The organism is Streptomyces sp. NPDC052773 (genome assembly GCF_044547145.1).
GTDB lineage: Bacteria > Actinomycetota > Actinomycetes > Streptomycetales > Streptomycetaceae > Streptomyces.
On sequence record NZ_JBITZX010000001.1, the window covers coordinates 125,923 to 139,422 of the forward strand.

19 protein-coding genes, 1 tRNA gene and 1 riboswitch are annotated in these 13,500 nt (G+C 68.9%); of the genes, 15 read left to right on the forward strand and 5 right to left on the reverse strand.

Annotation, left to right across the window (positions count from 1 at the left end; genetic code table 11):
- The 7 genes from clpS to ACIG0D_RS00540 all read left to right on the forward strand — a co-directional run bounded on the left by clpS (position 1) and on the right by ACIG0D_RS00540 (position 4,823).
- On the forward strand, positions 1-366 hold the full coding sequence (clpS, locus tag ACIG0D_RS00510) for an ATP-dependent Clp protease adapter ClpS (RefSeq protein ID WP_399795396.1): 366 nt from the start codon (positions 1-3) through the stop codon (positions 364-366).
- Positions 367-379: 13 nt separating this feature from the next.
- Positions 380-982 carry a DUF2017 domain-containing protein gene (locus tag ACIG0D_RS00515; RefSeq protein WP_399795397.1) on the forward strand — a complete coding sequence of 201 codons (603 nt, stop codon included), beginning with the start codon at positions 380-382 and terminating at the stop codon, positions 980-982.
- 345 nt (positions 983-1,327) lie between these two features.
- Complete coding sequence (locus ACIG0D_RS00520) at positions 1,328-2,734, forward strand: amino acid permease (RefSeq protein WP_399795398.1); 1,407 nt, start codon at positions 1,328-1,330, stop codon at positions 2,732-2,734.
- Positions 2,735-2,892: 158 nt separating this feature from the next.
- On the forward strand, positions 2,893-3,315 hold the full coding sequence (locus tag ACIG0D_RS00525) for a M67 family metallopeptidase (protein ID WP_365760477.1): 423 nt from the start codon (positions 2,893-2,895) through the stop codon (positions 3,313-3,315).
- 79 nt (positions 3,316-3,394) lie between these two features.
- Positions 3,395-3,490, forward strand: coding sequence for a putative leader peptide (locus ACIG0D_RS00530; protein WP_019065921.1), 96 nt, complete (start codon positions 3,395-3,397; stop codon positions 3,488-3,490).
- Positions 3,491-3,587: 97 nt separating this feature from the next.
- A complete protein-coding gene (locus ACIG0D_RS00535) occupies positions 3,588-3,866 on the forward strand; it encodes a MoaD/ThiS family protein (RefSeq protein WP_365760479.1) in 279 nt (92 codons plus the stop codon).
- Between the two features lie 6 nt (positions 3,867-3,872).
- Positions 3,873-4,823, forward strand: a complete 951-nt coding sequence (locus ACIG0D_RS00540; protein WP_399795399.1) for a PLP-dependent cysteine synthase family protein — start codon at positions 3,873-3,875, stop codon at positions 4,821-4,823.
- Positions 4,824-4,893: 70 nt separating this feature from the next.
- Here ACIG0D_RS00540 and ACIG0D_RS00545 read toward each other — a convergent pair whose 3' ends face one another.
- Positions 4,894-5,292: a type II toxin-antitoxin system PemK/MazF family toxin gene (locus tag ACIG0D_RS00545; protein WP_399795400.1), complete on the reverse strand. Its 399-nt coding sequence runs from the start codon at positions 5,290-5,292 to the stop codon at positions 4,894-4,896.
- 205 nt (positions 5,293-5,497) lie between these two features.
- On the opposite strand from ACIG0D_RS00545, the gene ACIG0D_RS00550 reads away from it, so the two are divergent.
- Positions 5,498-6,250 (forward strand): MBL fold metallo-hydrolase, encoded by a 753-nt coding sequence (locus ACIG0D_RS00550; protein WP_365760485.1) that lies wholly within the window; start codon positions 5,498-5,500, stop codon positions 6,248-6,250.
- Between the two features lie 103 nt (positions 6,251-6,353).
- Here the strand turns inward: ACIG0D_RS00550 and ACIG0D_RS00555 are convergent, their stop codons facing one another.
- Complete coding sequence (locus tag ACIG0D_RS00555; protein WP_399795401.1) at positions 6,354-7,619, reverse strand: PTS transporter subunit EIIC; 1,266 nt, start codon at positions 7,617-7,619, stop codon at positions 6,354-6,356.
- Between the two features lie 197 nt (positions 7,620-7,816).
- A complete protein-coding gene (locus ACIG0D_RS00560) occupies positions 7,817-9,106 on the reverse strand; it encodes a PTS transporter subunit EIIC (RefSeq protein ID WP_399795402.1) in 1,290 nt (429 codons plus the stop codon).
- A 198-nt stretch (positions 9,107-9,304) separates the two neighbouring features.
- Here ACIG0D_RS00560 and ACIG0D_RS00565 point away from each other — a divergent pair, with 198 nt between their 5' ends.
- From ACIG0D_RS00565 to rdgB, 4 genes are all read left to right on the forward strand, one after another.
- Positions 9,305-9,538: a glucose PTS transporter subunit EIIB gene (locus ACIG0D_RS00565; RefSeq protein ID WP_165999139.1), complete on the forward strand. Its 234-nt coding sequence runs from the start codon at positions 9,305-9,307 to the stop codon at positions 9,536-9,538.
- A gap of 131 nt (positions 9,539-9,669) precedes the next feature.
- Positions 9,670-10,407 (forward strand): ribonuclease PH, encoded by a 738-nt coding sequence (gene rph / locus ACIG0D_RS00570; RefSeq protein WP_399795403.1) that lies wholly within the window; start codon positions 9,670-9,672, stop codon positions 10,405-10,407.
- A gap of 142 nt (positions 10,408-10,549) precedes the next feature.
- Positions 10,550-10,948, forward strand: coding sequence for a hypothetical protein (locus ACIG0D_RS00575; protein WP_399795404.1), 399 nt, complete (start codon positions 10,550-10,552; stop codon positions 10,946-10,948).
- A 52-nt stretch (positions 10,949-11,000) separates the two neighbouring features.
- Complete coding sequence (rdgB, locus tag ACIG0D_RS00580; protein WP_399795405.1) at positions 11,001-11,603, forward strand: RdgB/HAM1 family non-canonical purine NTP pyrophosphatase; 603 nt, start codon at positions 11,001-11,003, stop codon at positions 11,601-11,603.
- Positions 11,604-11,607: 4 nt separating this feature from the next.
- Here the strand turns inward: rdgB and ACIG0D_RS00585 are convergent.
- A tRNA-Leu gene (locus ACIG0D_RS00585) sits at positions 11,608-11,694 on the reverse strand.
- A 39-nt stretch (positions 11,695-11,733) separates the two neighbouring features.
- On the reverse strand, positions 11,734-12,201 hold the full coding sequence (bcp, locus tag ACIG0D_RS00590) for a thioredoxin-dependent thiol peroxidase (RefSeq protein WP_365760501.1): 468 nt from the start codon (positions 12,199-12,201) through the stop codon (positions 11,734-11,736).
- Between the two features lie 94 nt (positions 12,202-12,295).
- On the opposite strand from bcp, the gene ACIG0D_RS00595 reads away from it, so the two are divergent.
- From ACIG0D_RS00595 to ACIG0D_RS00605, 3 genes are all read left to right on the forward strand, one after another.
- Entirely contained in the window at positions 12,296-12,625 is a 330-nt protein-coding gene (locus tag ACIG0D_RS00595; protein ID WP_399795406.1) for a DUF3618 domain-containing protein, read from the forward strand.
- A gap of 78 nt (positions 12,626-12,703) precedes the next feature.
- Complete coding sequence (locus tag ACIG0D_RS00600) at positions 12,704-13,006, forward strand: GroES family chaperonin (RefSeq protein WP_399796328.1); 303 nt, start codon at positions 12,704-12,706, stop codon at positions 13,004-13,006.
- A 63-nt stretch (positions 13,007-13,069) separates the two neighbouring features.
- Positions 13,070-13,140, forward strand: a riboswitch (guanidine-III (ykkC-III) riboswitch).
- Positions 13,141-13,176: 36 nt separating this feature from the next.
- Entirely contained in the window at positions 13,177-13,497 is a 321-nt protein-coding gene (locus ACIG0D_RS00605; protein WP_399795407.1) for a DMT family transporter, read from the forward strand.
- The last annotated feature ends 3 nt before the right edge of the window (positions 13,498-13,500 follow it).

Below are 13,500 nucleotides of genomic sequence, written 5' to 3' on the forward strand. Positions count from 1 at the left end.
ATGGTACTCCTATTTCGTCAGTGTGACGATTTCTGGTGGGCGTGGCAGCATGGTCATGTGACGTCAGCCGCTCCCATCGAGATCGAACGCACCGAGTCGGCGGAGGAGGTCTCCGCCGTTCCCGAGCCCGACGTCCCCTGGGTCACGATCGTGCACAACGACCCGGTCAACCTCATGAGCTATGTGACGTATGTCTTCCAGACGTACTTCGGCTACTCCAAGGACAAGGCCACCAAGCTCATGCTCGACGTCCACCACAAGGGCCGGGCGGTCGTCTCCAGCGGAACCCGCGAGGAGATGGAGCGCGACGTGCAGGCGATGCACGGCTACGGTCTGTGGGCCACCCTCCAGCAGGACCGGAAGTAGCGACCTCAGACCGATGCCCGGAACCTTCGAACCGCTCCCCGGCGGCGGCGCGGCCGTCGCGCTCGACGACGTCGAGATCTCCATCATCCGCTCGCTGGCCGTCCAGCTGCTGGAACTCATCGGGCCCGGCCCCGCCGAGGACGCCTCCGGCGACCCGCTCGCCGAGCTGTTCGCCGAGGGCCCGAGCGAACCGCCCGCCGACCCGGTGCTGCGCCGCCTCTTCCCGGACGCCTACCGCGACCCGGAGGGCACCGCCGACCCCCGCGAGGCCGAGGAGCAGAAGGCGTACTCCGCCGAGTTCCGCCGCTACACCGAGAACGACCTGCGGGCCGGCAAGCGGGACAACGCCCTCGCGGTGATCCGCTCCCTGGACGCGCTGACGCCCGCCGGGGACACCGGCGCGGTGCTGGAGCTCTCCCCGGAGGAGTCCCGGCGCTGGCTCGGCGCCCTCAACGATCTGCGCCTGGCCATCGGCTCCCGGCTGGACATCACCGACGAGGACGACACCGACCGGCTCTACCGGCTGCCGGACGAGGATCCCCGCAAGCCGATGGTGATGGCGTATCTGTGGCTGGGCGGGCTCCAGGAGACGCTGGTCTCCACCCTGATGCCCTGATTGCTCTCGTGCGGGTGTTCGCTCAGCGGACGCTCAAATCCGGATAACGATCGTGTCACCTCCGTGGCGGCACATGCACGCCAATGCACCCTTTGTCCGCTTCTCCCTATGGTGTGTGCCACATGTCCCGCGGGTGATCAATGTTGCGGCCGTGATAAATCTTCACGACCGCCCGGCGAACACCACCCATGTGCGCCGGGTGCGCCACCGAGCCGACAACCGTCGGCCAGGCAAGAGCGGCCCCGGGGAGGGAACCCGCTCAGCTCCATCAATCCGGGGGGATCGTGACCCGATCCGAGGCCGACGAGAGGCCCGGGTCGGTATGGAGAAAGGCGCACCAAAGACATGACCTCTGTGCAGGTCGACAAGGAGAACACCTCCGAAGAGGGGTACGAGCGGGGCCTCGGCAGCCGGCAGATCCAGATGATCGCCATCGGCGGAGCCATCGGCACCGGTCTCTTCCTCGGCGCGGGCAAGGGCATCTCGAAGGCCGGGCCCAGCCTCATCCTGGCGTACGCCATCGCGGGCCTCGTCATCTTCTTCATCATGCGCGCGCTCGGCGAGCTGCTGATGTACCGCCCCGTGTCCGGCTCCTTCTCGGAGTACGCGCGCGAGTTCATCGGCCCCTTCGCGGGCTTCGTGACGGGATGGACGTACTGGCTCTTCTGGGTCGTCACCGGCATCACCGAGGTCACCGCCGCGGCGGCCTACATGACGTACTGGTGGGACATCCCGCAATGGGTGTCCGCCCTGGTCTTCACGATCATCCTGTACGGCGCGAACCTCATCTCCGTGAAGCTCTTCGGTGAGCTGGAGTTCTGGTTCTCGATGGTCAAGGTCACCGCGATCATCGGCATGATCCTGATCTGCGCGGGCATCCTGACGATCGGCTTCTCGGACGCCGGCGACACCGCCTCGCTGACCCACCTGTGGAGCAACGGCGGCTTCTTCCCGCACGGCGTCGGCGAGTCCCTGATGACCCTCCAGATGGTCATGTTCGCCTTCCTCGCCGTCGAGCTGGTCGGTGTGACCGCGGGCGAGTCCAAGGACCCGAAGACCGTGCTGCCCAAGGCGATCAACACCGTGCCGTGGCGTATCGCCGTCTTCTACGTCGGCGCGCTGATCATGATCCTGTCGGTCGTGCCGTGGACCCACTTCCAGCCCGGCGTGAGCCCCTTCGTGGCCGCCTTCGAGGAGATGGGCCTGGCCGCCGGCGCGGGCATCGTCAACTTCGTCGTCCTCACCGCCGCCCTGTCGTCCTGCAACTCCGGCATGTACTCCACCGGCCGCATGCTGCGCGACCTGGCGCTGAACAACCAGGGCCCGAAGCTGTTCACCAAGCTGACGCCCAAGGGCCTCCCGCTGGTCGGCACCACGTTCTCGGCCGCGCTGATGATGGTCGGCGTCTGGATCAACTACCAGTGGCCGGGCAAGGCGTTCGACTACGTCGTCTCCTTCGCCACCATCTCCGGTATGTGGGCCTGGATCATGATCCTGATCTCCCAGATCCGCTACCGGGCCAAGGCCGACCGCGGCGAGCTGCCCCGCTCGGAGTTCCGGGCCCCCGGTGCCCCGTTCACCAGCTGGTTCGCCCTGGCCTTCATCGGCATGGTGATCGTGCTCATGGGGATCGACAAGGACGCCCGGATCTCGCTGTACTGCGCTCCGGTGTGGGCCCTGATCCTCGGCGTCAGCTACCTCGTGCTGAAGAGCCGCAACCCGGAGGCGGCGGCCTTCCGCAAGCGCGGCTGAGCGGCGCGGCCGACAGCGCGGCGGACCCTCTCCGAGGACGCTCAGCCGCAGGGGGTACTCGTGGCACCCCCTGCGGCTGCCGCTCAGGGCGTCCGGCATATGGGCCGTTCCGTACCAACCCTCGGTACGGAACGGCCCTTCTGCTTATCCTGACGGACATGCTGACCATCACCCAGGCCCTGTACGACCAGATCGTCGCCCACGCGCGCAAGGACCACCCCGACGAGGCGTGCGGCGTCGTGGCGGGCCCGGCCGGCTCGGACCGCCCCGAGCGCTTCATCCCCATGCTGAACGCGGCCATGTCGCCCACGTTCTACGAGTTCGACTCGGGCGACCTGCTCAAGCTCTACCGCGAGATGGACGACCGAGACGAGGAACCGGTCGTCATCTACCACTCCCACACCGCGACCGAGGCCTACCCCTCCCGCACCGACATCTCCTACGCCAACGAGCCCGGCGCCCACTACGTCCTCGTCTCCACCGCCGACACCGACGGCATGGGCGAGTTCCAGTTCCGCTCCTTCCGGATCGTGGACGGCGAGGTCACGGAGGAGGAGGTCAAGGTCGTCGCGGCGTACTGATCCCAGAATGCGGCCCACAGACGTCCGCTATGTGGGATCACACTCCGGAAGCCGGACCGGGAATCGATACGATGAGCCCATGGTTCTCCTCGACGTGAGTGACAAGGCGCCGGGCACGCTGCTCGTGGCGCGGCTGCACGTCGACCTGTGCAGGCTGAACAGCGCCATCTGTTGATCTCGCGCTGCCGCCGTACGGCCGTGCGCCGCGGCGCGTCCTCCTCGCGTGCCCCCTGACGTCAGACCCCTTTTCCTTCCGACAGGAGCCCCTTGCCATGGCCATCGAGGTCCGCATCCCGACCATCCTCCGCCAGTACACCGACGGCCAGAAGGCGGTGGAGGGCAGCGGCGACACCCTCGCCGAGCTGTTCGCCGACCTCGAGACCCGGCACGCGGGCATCCAGGCCCGGATCGTGGACGGCGACCAGCTGCGCCGGTTCGTCAACGTCTACCTGAACGACGAGGACGTCCGCTTCCTCGACGGCATCAACACCAAGCTCGCCGACGGCGACAACGTCACCATCCTGCCGGCGGTCGCCGGTGGCATGGCCTGACCGGCGATGCGGTACGACTCCCCGCTGGCCGCGGTCGGCAACACCCCCCTGGTGCGCCTGCCGCGGCTCTCGCCGTCCGCCGACGTCCGCATCTGGGCCAAGCTGGAGGACCGCAACCCCACCGGCTCGGTCAAGGACCGCCCCGCCCTGCACATGATCGAGCAGGCGGAGAAGGACGGCCGGCTGACCCCGGGCTGCACCATCCTCGAGCCCACCTCCGGCAACACCGGCATCTCGCTGGCCATGGCGGCCAAGCTCAAGGGCTACCGCATGGTCTGCGTGATGCCCGAGAACACCTCCCAGGAACGCCGGGACCTGCTCGGCATGTGGGGCGCCGAGATCATCTCCTCGCCCGCCGCGGGCGGCTCCAACACCGCCGTACGCGTCGCCAAGGAACTGGCCGCCGAGCACCCCGACTGGGTGATGCTCTACCAGTACGGCAACCCGGACAACGCGGGCGCGCACTACGCGACCACCGGCCCGGAGATCCTGGCGGACCTCCCCTCGATCACCCACTTCGTCGCGGGCCTCGGCACCACCGGCACCCTCATGGGCGTCGGCCGCTACCTGCGCGAGCACAAGCCGGACGTGAAGATCGTCGCCGCCGAGCCGCGCTACGACGACCTGGTCTACGGCCTGCGCAACCTCGACGAGGGCTTCGTCCCCGAGCTGTACGACGCCTCCGTGCTGACCAGCCGCTTCTCGGTGGGCTCCGCCGACGCGGTCACCCGCACCCGCGAACTCCTCCAGCAGGAGGGCATCTTCGCGGGCGTCTCCACCGGCGCCGCCCTGCACGCCGCGATCGGCGTCGGCCGCAAGGCGCTGAAGGCGGGCGGGAGCGCGGACATCGTCTTCGTCGTGGCCGACGGCGGCTGGAAGTACCTCTCGACCGGCGTCTACACCGCGGCGACGACGGAGGAAGCGATCGAAACGCTGCAAGGCCAACTCTGGGCCTGATCAGCGCCCCGGAAGGGGCGCGGGGAACCGCGCGACAAGCCCCCACCGGCCCGCGGTCGCTCGACGACCGCTACCGGGTCAGGTGACGGACCTGGTCCCACAGGACCGGGTCCACCACCCCGACCCTGCGCCGGAAGTCCCCGACAGGGACCTCGCACAGCTCGTCCGTCTCCAGGAAACCCGCCCGCCCCTGGGTGTCGCCCACGGCACCCGGCGGCAGCGGCACCACACCGGCCCGCTCGTCCCGGTACGTGCTGGTGATCTTCGCGACCCGCGCCCGCCGCCCCCGCACCGACAGCACCAGACAAGGCCCGTCCGCCCACCAGATCTCCGCCGGCTGCGGCCGGGCACCGCCCCGGCCCCGCGACCGGTGACCGCGCGGACGCCGCCGGCCCCAGCCGTCCACGAGCACCGCGACGAGCGCGAGCAGCACCACCGCCACGAGCGCCAGCCACCAGGACGTGTCCATACCGACGACGTTACCGGCGCACGCCCTCACCCGCGCGCCCTGCACAGCGCCGCGCACCCCCCGCGTCCAGCCGAACCGGTGACAACACAGGTGAGTTCGCCCACAACGGCCACTGCCGGAGGAGCGACCGCAGGATTTGCGCCTTACGCTCGACGGACCGCACGACCCCCGTTTCTCACCACCCGCCAGCGGAGGTTTCTGCTTCATGAAGCTCACCGTCGTCGGCTGCTCGGGGTCGTTCCCGTCCGCGGAATCGGCCTGCTCGAGCTACCTCGTCGAGGCCGACGGCTTCCGGCTGCTCCTCGACATGGGCAACGGCGCCCTGGGCGAGCTGCAGCGCCACTGCGGTCTCTACGACCTTGACGCGATCTTCCTGAGTCATCTGCACGCCGACCACTGCATCGACATGTGCGCGTACTTCGTGGCGCGCTACTACCGGCACGACGGCGGACGCTGCGATCCGCTCCCCGTCTACGGCCCCGAGGGCACCGAACACCGGCTGACCACCGCCTACGCCGACACGCCGTCGGCGTCGTCGATGAGCGAGGTCTTCGACTTCCACACGGTCAAGCCGTCGACCTTCGAGATCGGCCCCTTCACCGTGCACACCGAACGGGTGGCCCACCCCGTGGAGGCCTACGGCATCCGCATCGAGCACGCCGGCCGCTCCCTGACGTACTCCGGCGACACCGGTGTGACCCCGGTCCTGGACGAACTCGCCCGCGACACCGATCTCTTCCTGTGCGAGGCCGCGTTCACGCACGGCAAGGAGTCCATCCCCGACCTGCACCTCAACGGCCGCGAGGCGGGCGAGACGGCGACCCGGGCGGGCGCCCGCCGCCTGGTCCTCACCCACATCCCCCCGTGGACCGACCCCCAGGTCAACCTGACCGACGCGCGGGCGGTGTACGACGGGCCGGTGGAACTGGCGGTGCCCAGGAGGTCGTACGAGATCTGAGCCGCACGGGATCCCTACCCCGTAAGGGATGCGTCGTACGGCATGACGAAGGCCCCCGGAGCCAGGACGGTTCCGGGGGCCTCGGTGTGCGGGGAGCCGGGGGTTACTTGGCCTCGGCCTTCTGCAGCTCCGCCAGTTCCTCGTCGGACTCGCGGCCCGGCGTCGGCAGGTTGAACTTGGTGATCGCGAAGCGGAACACCGCGTAGTAGACCGCCGCGAAGCACAGGCCCACCAGGGCCAGGCCCCACGGGTTGGTCGCGATGCCCAGGTTCAGCAGGAAGTCGATCGCGCCGGCCGAGAAGCCGAAGCCGTCCTTCATGCCGAGCGCCCAGGTCAGCGCCATCGAGACACCGGTGAGGACGGCGTGGATGGCGTACAGCACCGGCGCGATGAACATGAAGGTGAACTCGATCGGCTCGGTGACACCGGTGACGAACGAGGTCAGCGCGAGGGAGAACATCATGCCGCCGACGACCTTGCGGCGCTCGGGGCGGGCGCAGTGCACGATCGCGAGGCAGGCGGCCGGCAGGGCGAACATCATGATCGGGAAGAAGCCGGTCATGAACTGACCCGCCGTCGGGTCGCCGGCCAGGAAGCGGGCGATGTCGCCGCTCTTGCCCTCGTACTCGCCGGCCTGGAGCCACGGGAAGGAGTTCAGCAGGTGGTGCATGCCGACCGGGATCAGCGCGCGGTTGGCGACACCGAAGATGCCCGCGCCGACGGCGCCGGAGCCGACCAGCCACTCGCCGAAGTTGTGCAGACCCGTGCCGAGGACCGGCCAGATGTAGCCGAAGACGATGCCGATGACCAGACCCGCGAAGGCCGACAGGATCGGGACCAGGCGGCGGCCACCGAAGAAGCCCGCCCAGTCGGGCAGCTTGGTGCGGTAGAAGCGCTGGTAGAGCAGGGCGACGACGAGACCCATGACGACACCGCCGAGCACCTTGGCGTCCACCGCCTGCTCGACCATCACGATCTTGCCGTCGACGATGGCTTCCTTCTTCGGCAGGCTGCCGTCGGTGAAGGTGGCCAGCACGCTCTTGAACACCAGGTAGCCGACGACCGCCGCCAGGGCCGTGGAGCCGTCCGACTTCTTCGCGAAGCCGATCGCGATGCCCACCGCGAACAGCAGCGCCATGTTGTCGAGGATGGCGTTGCCGCCGGCCGACATGAAGCTCGCGATCTTCGTCACGAACGCCGGGAACTCCTCGCGCCCCAGCATGTCCGTGTTGCCGAGGCGCACCAGCAGGGCGGCGGCGGGCAGGACGGCCACCGGCAGCATCAGGCTCCGGCCGATGCGCTGCAGGACAGCCATCACGCCGGAACCCTTCTTCTTCTCGGCCGCGGGAGCGGCGCTGGCCGTGGACACAACTTCCTCCAGAGGGCATGGCGCCGCCCGGGGACAAAGGAAGGGGACGGCGGCGTCCAAACAGGTCTACACCAGTCACTGGTGTAGACCTGTTGTAGCACGATGAAGGAGGGATAAGGAACCCGCGATTCCTGCTACGGAGCCGCTACCCGCCGTGCCCGTGACGTAGGTGTTTCCCGTATGGCGACCGTATTGGTTCAGACCTTTGTGACGTCCTCGACTTCCTCCTGCGGCTCCCGCCCGGGCGTCTTGAGGTCGAATTTCGTGATCGCGAAACGGAAGATCGCGTAATAGACGACGGCGAATGCCAGGCCGATCGGAATGATCAGCCAGGGCTTCGTCGCCAGATTCCAGTTGATGACGTAGTCGATGAGCCCCGCCGAGAAGCTGAAGCCGTCCTTCACGCCCAGCCCCCAGGTCACCGCCATCGACACCCCGGTCAGCACCGCGTGGATCGCGTACAGCGCCGGCGCGATGAACAGGAACGAGTACTCGATGGGCTCGGTGATGCCGGTCACGAAGGACGTCAGCGCCACCGACAGCATCAGGCCCCCGACCTCCTTGCGGCGCTCCGGCCGCGCGCAGTGCGTGATCGCCAGGGCCGCGGCCGGCAACGCGAACATCATGATCGGGAAGAAGCCCGAGGTGAACTGACCGGCGGTCGGGTCGCCCGCCAGGAACATGTTGATGTCACCGTGCACCTCCTGACCGTCCGGCCTGGTGTACGTCCCGAACTGGAACCAGATGGGCACGTTCAGGAACTGGTGCAGCCCGATCACCAGCAGCGCGCGGTTGGCCACGCCGAAGACGCCCGCGCCCCACGCGCCCAGATCGCTCATCCAGTCGCTGAAGCTCTCCAGCGCGTCACCGATCGGCGGCCACACCCACAGACACAGCGCGGCGAACACGATCGCCACGAACGCCATGATGATCGGCACCAGCCGGCGGCCGTTGAAGAAGCCGAGCCAGTCGACCAGCCGCGTGCGGTGGTAGCGCTGCCAGAAGAACGCCGCCAGCAGCCCCATCACGATGCCGCCGAACACCCCGGGGTTCTGGTAGGTGAACGCGCTCACCATCCCGTCGACCGCCCCCTGGCACCCGATGTTCGGCACCGGCCTCGTCCCGGCCGGACAGTCCTCCGGGAACTGCCGCAGCACGTTGTAGTAGACGAGGAAACCCGCCACGGCGGCGAGCGCCGTCGAACCGTCCGCCTTCTTCGCCATGCCGATGGCGACACCGACACAGAACAGCAGCGGCAGCCCGAGCGCACTGTCCAGCAGCGCGCCGCCCGCGCCGTTCATCACCTTGGCGACATCGGTCCAGCCCAGCCCGTCCTCGCCGAACACGTCCGGCTGCCCGAGCCGGTTGAGGATGCCCGCCGCCGGCAGCACCGCGATCGGCAGCTGAAGGCTGCGGCCCATCTTCTGCAGGCCCTGGAACAGGGAGTTCCAGCGAGCGCGGGCAGGACTGACGGCGTCGGCAATCATGGATGTCCTTCCGAGCGGTTTGGCGACCGTCTGTCAGGTGGTGTAGACCAGTCATGGACGATTGTGTTGCCGTGACGTCATCCTGCGGTCGACACCGCCCGAATGCTCGCGAAGTTGGGCCGACTGTGGGTTACTGCGACAAAGCGGTAAGCCGCGGTGAAAATCGGCGCACATCCTGCCGGATCAGGGAGAAAGAACATGGCCAGCAAGGCTGAGAAGATCGTTGCCGGGCTCGGCGGCATCGACAACATCGAGGAGATCGAGGGCTGCATCACCCGGCTGCGGGTCGAGGTCGGCGACGGCTCGCTGGTCGACGAGGCCGCCCTCAAGGGCGCCGGCGCCCACGGCGTGGTCAAGATGGGCACCGCAATCCAGGTCGTCATCGGCACCGACGCCGACCCGATCGCCGCCGAGATCGAAGACATGATGTGAGCCGCCGCTCACCCGCCGAAGGGGCCCCACCCGCACCCGGAGGGGCCCCTTCCGTATACGCGGTGACAAGCGCCGCCGCCCATGCGACAGGGAGGGGAAGGACCCCTTCCCCATACGACTAGGCTCGACCCATGTCTCGAATCGACGGCCGCACCCCCGAACAACTCCGCCCGGTCACCATCGAACGCGGCTGGAGCAAGCACGCCGAGGGCTCCGTCCTCGTCTCCTTCGGCGACACGAAGGTCCTCTGCACCGCCTCCTTCACCGAGGGGGTCCCGCGCTGGCGCAAGGGCAGCGGCGAAGGCTGGGTCACCGCCGAGTACTCCATGCTTCCCCGCGCCACCAACACCCGAGGCGACCGGGAGTCCGTCAAGGGCAAGATCGGCGGCCGTACGCACGAGATCTCCCGCCTCATCGGCCGCTCCCTGCGCGCCGTCATCGACTACAAGGCGCTCGGCGAGAACACCATCGTCCTCGACTGCGACGTCCTCCAGGCCGACGGCGGCACCCGCACCGCCGCCATCACCGGCGCGTACGTCGCCCTCGCCGACGCCATCCACTGGGCCCAGGGCAAGAAGCTGATCAAGCCCACCCGCAAGCCGCTCACCGGCACCGTCGCGGCCGTCTCGGTCGGCATCGTGGCCGGCGTCCCGCTGCTCGACCTCTGCTACGAGGAGGACGTGCGCGCCGAGACCGACATGAACGTCGTCTGCACCGGCGACGGACGCTTCGTCGAGGTCCAGGGCACCGCCGAGGCGGAGCCGTTCGCCCGCGACGAGCTGAACGCGCTGCTGGACCTGGCGGTCGCCGGCTGCACCGAACTGGCCACCGCCCAGCGCGCGGCGCTGGAGACCGTCACCGAAAAGTAAAAGGCGCACAAAAACCGGTGCTCGGCGGGGGCAACCGCGCCGAGCGGCGCCGCGTCTTGAGGGGTACGGGCGCACAGCTTCAACCCTGTGCGCCCGGCCAGGACAAGGGGCCGTCTGGCCCGAGCGAGGGAGGGACCGTTCCATGGCCGCGAGCCGCCGACGCCGCACCGCCGCCATCGCCGCCACTCTGGCGGCGGTCGCGCTGACCGCCGGACTCACCACCGGCTGCGACGCCGTCGACAAGGCGCTGGACTGCGTCCAGACCGCCGACGCCATCGCCGACAGCGTCACCGATCTCCAGCAGGCCGTCGACAACGCGGCGAACGACCCGACCCAGCTCGACGAATCCCTCGACTCGATCGAGAAGAACCTCGGCGAGATCGGCGACAAGACGGACAACGCCGACGTCAACAAGGCCGTCGAGGACCTCCGGAAGGCCGTGGACAACGTCCGCACCTCCGTCGACAACGGCGACGCGACCCCCGACATCACCCCGGTCACCGACGCGGCCGGCGAACTCACCAAGGTCTGCACCCCGTAACGCGGGCCGGGCCGGACCGGCGGCTCATGGCGTCCCCGCGATACTGGACGCCATGACCCGCTTGATCCTCGCCACCCGCAACGCCGGAAAGATCACCGAGCTGAGGGCGATCCTCGCCGACGCCGGACTGCCCCACGAACTCGTCGGCGCGGACGCCTTCCCCGACGTGCCCGACGTCAAGGAAACGGGCGTCACGTTCGCCGAGAACGCCCTCCTGAAGGCCCACGCCCTCGCCCGCGCGACGGGCCTGCCCGCGGTCGCCGACGACTCCGGCCTCTGCGTCGACGTCCTGAACGGCGCCCCCGGCATCTTCTCCGCCCGCTGGGCCGGCCGCCACGGCGACGACAAGGCCAACCTCGACCTGCTCCTCGCCCAGCTCTCCGACATCGCCGACGAACACCGCGGCGCCCACTTCACCTGCGCCGCCGCCCTCGCCCTGCCCGACGGCACGGAACGAGTCGTCGAGGGCCGCCTGCGCGGCACCCTCCGCCACGAGCCCGTCGGCACCAACGGCTTCGGCTACGACCCGATCCTCCAGCCCGAGGGCGAGACCCGCACCTGCGCGGAACTGACCCCCGAGGAGAAAAACGCCATCAGCCACCGCGGCAAGGCCTTCCGGGCCCTGGTGCCGGTGGTACAGGAGCTGCTGGACTGAGAGTTGGTGCGGCCGGAGGGACTCGAACCCTCACGGGAGTTACCCCACTGGGACCTAAACCCAGCGTGACTGCCAGTTCCACCACGGCCGCTTGGCGCTGCCCGGCCATGCTACTGGTCGGGCGGCGTCCTCAGATCCCCAGATCCTTGATGATCTTGGCCACGTGGCCCGTGGCCTTCACGTTGTAGAGGGCGCGTTCCACCTTGCCGTCCTCGTCGACGATGATCGTGGAGCGGATGACGCCGACGACCGTCTTGCCGTAGAGCTTCTTCTCGCCGTAGGCGCCGTAGGCCTCGAGGACCTGCTTGTCGGGGTCGGCGAGGAGGGTGACCTGGAGGGATTCCTTGTCGCGGAACTTGGCGAGCTTCTCGGGCTTGTCGGGGGAGATGCCGATGACGTCGTAGCCCGCGCCGGCCAGGAGGTCCAGGTTGTCGGTGAAGTCGCACGCCTGCTTGGTGCAGCCGGGGGTGAGGGCGGCCGGGTAGAAGTAGACGATGACCTTGCGGCCCTTGTGGTCCGAGAGGGAGACCTCGCGGCCGTCGGCGTCGGGGAGGGTGAAGGCGGGGGCGGTGTCCCCGGGCTGAAGTCGCTCGCTCATCCGGCTAGCGTAACCGGGGGTGCTGACAGTGCGGCGGGACGCTGAGCTGACAGACTGTCCGGAACAGGCAAACGCAGACTTCGGAGGCCGTACGGTGGCGGACACGGCGGACACCAGAACCCCGGCGCAGATCGAGGCGGACATCAAGCGCCGCCGCGAGGCGCTGGCCGAGACGCTCGACGAGATCGGGGTGCGGGTGCACCCGAAGACCATCGTCGGCGATGCCAAGGCGAAGGTCGTCAGCAATATCGATCACACGCTCGGGCGGGCGTATGTGCAGGTCAATCGGGTCGTGACGGACGTCAAGGCCTCGTTCGTCGATGACGAGGGGGCGCCGCGCATGGAGCGGGTCGTGCCCGTCGCGCTGGTCGCCGTCGCCTTCGTCGGGGTCCTCGTCCTCGGGACCCGGCGGCGCAAGGGCTGAGGCCGGACAGGTAGGTTCGAAGGCGTGAGCGCCAAGAGAGACGACCAGAGCATCCCACACGACAAGCTGCCCATCCGTATGCTGCACGACCGCGTGCTCGTGCGGCAGGACAACAGCGAGGGTGAGCGGCGTTCCGGCGGCGGCATCCTGATCCCCGCCACGGCGGCCGTCGGCCGTCGGCTGGCCTGGGCGGAGGTCGTCGCGGTGGGGCAGAACGTACGGACCGTGGAGCCGGGCGACCGGGTGCTCTACGACCCCGAGGACCGCGCCGAGGTCGAGGTGCGCGGTGTGCCGTATGTGCTGATGCGTGAGCGTGATCTGCACGCCGTGGCCGCGGACCGGTTCGAGGGGTCCGAGGATTCCACGGGGCTGTACCTGTAGATCCGGCGGATCAGTGGTTGCAGGGGTCGGTGACCGTCGTCACCGGCCCCTTTTCCGTGCACTGTGCACTTTGCTAGCTTGGAGAGGCACCCGACGAGACGCGCCGTACCGGGTCAAGGCAAAGACGACGCACCCCGTTGCCGCGACATACGTCTCTCGGAGGTGCCCCCATGGCCTGGGTTCTGCTCGTCGTCGCCGGTCTGCTCGAGGTCGGCTGGTCGATCGGGATGAAGTTCACCGACGGTTTCACCCGTCTCGTCCCCAGCCTGTTCACCGGCGCCGGCATCGTCGCCAGCATGCTGCTGCTGTCCTACGCCGCCCGCTCCCTGCCCATCGGCACCGCCTACGGCGTCTGGGTCGGCATCGGCGCGGCCGGGTCGGCGGTGCTCGGCATGGCCGTGCTGGGGGAGCCGGCGACCGCCGCCCGGATCTTCTTCGTCTGTCTGCTGCTGGTGGCCGTGGTGGGGCTCAAGGCGACCTCCGGTCACTGAGCC